Here is a 4,666-nt window from a genome sequence, read left to right on the forward strand (position 1 = left end):
TTCCCTGAGGCCATAGAGAGCATCTATCCTGCTACCGAGATCCAGCACTGCATCATCCACCAGTTACGTAACTCACTGAAGTATGTGGCTTCAAAAAATCAGAAGGCCTTTATAGCTGATCTTAAGTGCGTCTACAAAGCAGCAACGCTCAATGCCGCCGAGAGCGCTTTAGATGAACTGGAAGCTAAGTGGGGAGAAAAATATCCGATGGTGATTAAGTCGTGGCGCGGTAAGCCGATCTATACCACTAATGCGGTGGAGGCTGTACACAGGCAGTTCCGAAAGTTGACCAAGACCAAGGGTGGTTTCGCCAATGAGAATAGCTTACTGAAGCTTCTTTACGCCGGTATACTAAAAGCCTCCGAACGCTGGACACGCCCGATTCAAAAATGGAATCTGACACTGCCACAGCTAGCGATCCACTTTCCAGGTCGCCTGGAAAAATACATCAGCCTATAGCTGCCTGGCTGACACAGAGTTTTGAAGACCCTCCTATAAGATTGCTAGGAACTCTCATATTCAATGCTGATAACATACCATTCCAGTAACCCACTAGGGGTTGATACTACAAACTCTTCATCCACCTCCTTTCCAAGTACAGCCCGCGCCATAGGAGAATCAATAGAAATGTAATCTTTTCGCTGATAGATCTCATCTACTCCAACTATACGGAAACGCTTGTTCTCCCCAGATTCATTTTCAATCTCCACCCATGCACCAAAAAAAACTCTACCCTTTTGCTCATCTGAGTAGTCAACAACTTTCGCGATCTCGATACGCTTTCGAAGATATCTGACACGGCGATCAATTTCCCGCAAACGCTTTTTATTATATATGTAATCGGCATTTTCACTACGATCACCCAATGAAGCCGCCCAAGCAACTTTTTTAGTGACTTCTGGCCTCTCTACTCGCCACAACAAATCCAACTCCTCCTTGAGCGCCTCATAGCCTGCCCTAGTGATAAAATTTGGTTTCAATGTAAGATACCTGTTAAATGTTGCTCAACCCACGAAATAATACTTATTGTCAATATCTATTGCACCCCAACAACACACTAGGTTGCCTTTGCATAATTCCGTGATATCTGTGGCTTTCACAGTGGTTCACACTAAGGGAACGCCTTCGCAGGAATGTCTTGACCTTTCAGTAAGCCATTACACGGAGTATGAATCACTCTGAATTCTCCTCAGAGATACACTGGGTCAGATGGAAAGAATACTCTGCACTCGAGACACGCAGTGAATACATCCCTGTAAGCTCGTAATCGGCATCCATGCCTCATACGATCCCGAGCGCAGTGTATCCTTTCTTTCCCTCTTTTTAGTAATATGGAATAACTCAGAGGCCCCCTAGATCTTCGATTTATCGTATTCATGGTCAGCTTGCTGCGCGCATGCACTGATGCACTTCGCCTTCCTTAACAAAGCCTCTCAGTGAAATAGATGAATCCTGATCGGATTTATTTTTGCTTCCAAATACTGGCGCAGAAACGTGAAACTATTGCTGTTTCATGAGGTTACGCCGGCCTATAGTCGGCAGCTGTACACCCTTATGCCGTATTAACCCGTTTGTATAATGCTCTTTTAGACTACAAGGGGATCTTGGGTCAATTGAACTGGCACAGAATTCCCTAAAGCCTCGCAACCTGGAGATGCCTTCCCGTGGTGACATTTCCCATAGCTATAAATGAAGAAAAACCTGTGCCAAAGACCGCCGGAGAAGCGGTGCCCTGAAGGGGGCAATATTAAGTGGGATAATGGCTGGTTGTAATGTGAAAGTTAATCGGTAGACCAGTCTGTGACCGGCCTCTTGTTAAAATTTCAGGCTTTACTCCACCGAAGATCGAATCAGGTAGTCAAAGGCTCCTAACGCTGCAGTAGCCCCAGCCCCCATAGAGATCACAATCTGCTTGTAAGGGACCGTGGTAGCATCTCCGGCGGCGTAGACGCCGGGAACGGAAGTTGCGCCGCGCTCGTCAATTACGATTTCCCCCATGCGATTCATCTCTACATCAGTTTCTTTAAGGAACTCAGTATTTGGTACCAGTCCGATCTGTACAAAGACACCCGCTAGTTCGAGCCTTTTGCTTTCGTGAGACTCGCGATCGGTGTACGCGAGACCATTGACCTTGTTGCCATCGCCTAGCACTTCGGTGGTTTGTGCATTGACGATAATGTCGATATTGTTCATCAGTTGCGCCTTGCGCACCAGGACTTCATCTGCGCGCAACTTGTCAGCGAACTCCAAGACTGTCACATGCTCTACAATTCCAGCCAAGTCGATAGCTGCTTCGATACCTGAATTACCACCGCCGATGACTGCAACGCGTTTGCCTTTAAAGAAGGGGCCGTCACAGTGGGGGCAGTAAGCCACCCCCTTGGTACGGTATTCGGCTTCGCCGGGTACGCCCAGCTCTCTCCAGCGGGCACCGGTGGCCAGCACTACTGAACGGCTGGATAGGGTGACGCCGTTTTGCAGTTCAATATCCACCAAGTCGTTGCGCTGTAGGTTGGCCACGCGCTGCTCGGAAATAATGTCCACACCATATTCTTTAACATGCTGCTCCAAACTGGCAGCTAGTTTTGGGCCCTCAGTGTAGGGTACGGAGATAAAATTCTCGATACCCACGGTATCCATGACCTGGCCACCAAAACGGTCCGCCACTAAACCGGTGCGAATACCTTTACGCGCAGCGTAGATCGCCGCCGCAGCCCCAGCGGGCCCGCCACCTACGACTAAAAGGTCGTAGGGATCTTTTTCACTTAACTCTTCGATTTTACGCTCGGCAGAACCGACATCTAGTTTACCGACGATCTCCTCCAGGGACATTCTGCCCTGACCAAAGTGCTCACCGTTCAGGTAAACTGCGGGCACGGCCATAACATTGAGCTTCTCTACTTCCTCCTGGAACAAACCACCATCGATCATCTCGTGGGTGATGTTCGGGTTAAGAGTAGCCATCAGGTTCAGCGCTTGTACTACATCCGGGCAGTTCTGGCAGGATAAAGAAATGTAAGTTTCAAAGTGAAATTCACCCTTGAGGTTACGTACCTGCTCCAGCAGTTCGGCGTTTACTTTAGAGGGGTGACCTCCAGCTTGGAGTAACGCTAGCACCAGTGATGTAAACTCGTGGCCCAGGGGAATACCGGCAAAACTTACACGGGGCTCTTCTCCGGCGGGGGCAATTGCCATACTCGGAGTGCGCTTGGCTTGGCCCTGCTTCGCAGTAATTTTGCTGGAAAGCCCAGAGATTTCATCAACAAGGGTTTCCAACTCCTTGGATTTTTCACTGTTATCACTGGACACACGAATCTCGATCGGCTTGACGATATTCTCTAGGTAAGTGTCCAGTTGTTTTTTCAGGTTCGCGTCCAACATCGGTGTGTCCTTTCTCTAACTATTCAAGTTTTGTTGAGGCCCACCTGTTGGCGAGCCGGGTCAGAGTTATTCGGGTTTAAATTTTTCCTACCAGATCGAGGGAGGGTGCTAGAGTTTCTTCCCCTTCCTTCCACTTGGCCGGACAGACTTCACCGGGGTGTGCTGCGATATATTGCGCAGCTTTAATCTTACGTAATAGCTCGCTGGCGTCACGGCCGATGCCACCTGCGGTGATCTCCACAATCTGGATGCGGCCCTCCGGGTCTACAACAAAGGTGCCGCGGTCTGCGATACCTTCTTCCTCAATCATCACGCCGAAGTTGCGGGTGATGGTGCCGGTGGGGTCACCGATCATCGGGTACTGTATCTTGCCGATGGTATCGGAGGAGTCATGCCACGCCTTGTGGGTGAAGTGGGTATCGGTGGATACTGAGTAGATCTCAATACCTAGCCTCTTGAACTCTTCATAGTTATCCGCCAGATCACCCAGCTCTGTAGGGCACACAAAGGTGAAGTCGGCAGGGTAAAAGAAGAACACCGCCCACTTGCCCTTTACCTCGGCGTCGCTGATATCGAAGAAGTCGCCATTCTGGTAGGCCTTGGCATTAAAAGGCTTCAGTTGAGATTCAATGTAACGTGACATAGATAGCTCCTTACTCATTTCTGTCTTGTCGGTCGTTATTTGTGAACGAGGCTTATGCTATCGATACTAAGAATATAATAAAATTATCAATAACAATCATATTAATAGCTCTAGGCAATCACACAAAGATCATCTATAGCTTTACGTATGGGGTTTATATTGGAGGGACATCGCCTCTAGCAATACAGGCACTTCATCCAAGATTGGTATTAAGAAATCCAAATTGAGAGAAAACCGGCAATCTTTAGAAGCTGGGGAGACTACAACGTCTCGTATTTATAGTTGGGTACCTCTAAAAATTCACTAATTTCCGGTAAAATAATCTAAACGCTCACTAGTAAAGGTTATTGTCAAATGCAGCCGAGTTTTTTCGGTCTTGATGACCGCCATCGCAAGCTAAATGAACGTGATCCACTGGTTGCTCTTCGTAAGTTGATTGACTGGGAGGACTTCCGGAGTACTTTGAATAAAATCCCCACACTTCCAAGAAAGAGTAATGCTGGAAGAAGACCCTTTGATAAGGTACTGATGTTCAAGGCACTTGTATTACAGCATTTATATAACCTATCGGATGATGAGCTGGAATATCAGATACGCGATCGATTTTCATTTTGTCGATTTCTCAGCCTAAACCCGGAGGAC

Annotated in this window: 5 protein-coding genes; 2 read left to right on the forward strand and 3 right to left on the reverse strand. The window is 48.0% G+C overall.

Going from position 1 to position 4,666, the window contains the following annotated elements; genetic code table 11:
- Nucleotides 1–459, forward strand: a 459-nt coding sequence (locus tag ACCI49_RS23630) for a transposase (protein ID WP_371841699.1), incomplete at its 5' end; no start/stop codon positions are given.
- 44 nt (nucleotides 460–503) lie between these two features.
- Here ACCI49_RS23630 and greB read toward each other — a convergent pair.
- From greB to ahpC, 3 genes are all read right to left on the reverse strand, one after another.
- On the reverse strand, nucleotides 504–980 hold the full coding sequence (gene greB, locus ACCI49_RS23635; RefSeq protein ID WP_371841700.1) for a transcription elongation factor GreB: 477 nt from the start codon (nucleotides 978–980) through the stop codon (nucleotides 504–506).
- Between the two features lie 850 nt (nucleotides 981–1,830).
- Nucleotides 1,831–3,381 (reverse strand): alkyl hydroperoxide reductase subunit F, encoded by a 1,551-nt coding sequence (gene ahpF / locus ACCI49_RS23640; protein ID WP_371841701.1) that lies wholly within the window; start codon nucleotides 3,379–3,381, stop codon nucleotides 1,831–1,833.
- Nucleotides 3,382–3,457: 76 nt separating this feature from the next.
- Nucleotides 3,458–4,024 carry an alkyl hydroperoxide reductase subunit C gene (gene ahpC, locus ACCI49_RS23645; RefSeq protein WP_371841702.1) on the reverse strand — a complete coding sequence of 189 codons (567 nt, stop codon included), beginning with the start codon at nucleotides 4,022–4,024 and terminating at the stop codon, nucleotides 3,458–3,460.
- 354 nt (nucleotides 4,025–4,378) lie between these two features.
- Here ahpC and ACCI49_RS23650 point away from each other — a divergent pair.
- Nucleotides 4,379–4,666: transposase (locus ACCI49_RS23650; RefSeq protein ID WP_371838736.1), on the forward strand; the 288-nt coding region annotated here is incomplete at its 3' end.

This window comes from Microbulbifer epialgicus (assembly GCF_041447265.1).
Lineage (GTDB): Bacteria > Pseudomonadota > Gammaproteobacteria > Pseudomonadales > Cellvibrionaceae > Microbulbifer > Microbulbifer epialgicus.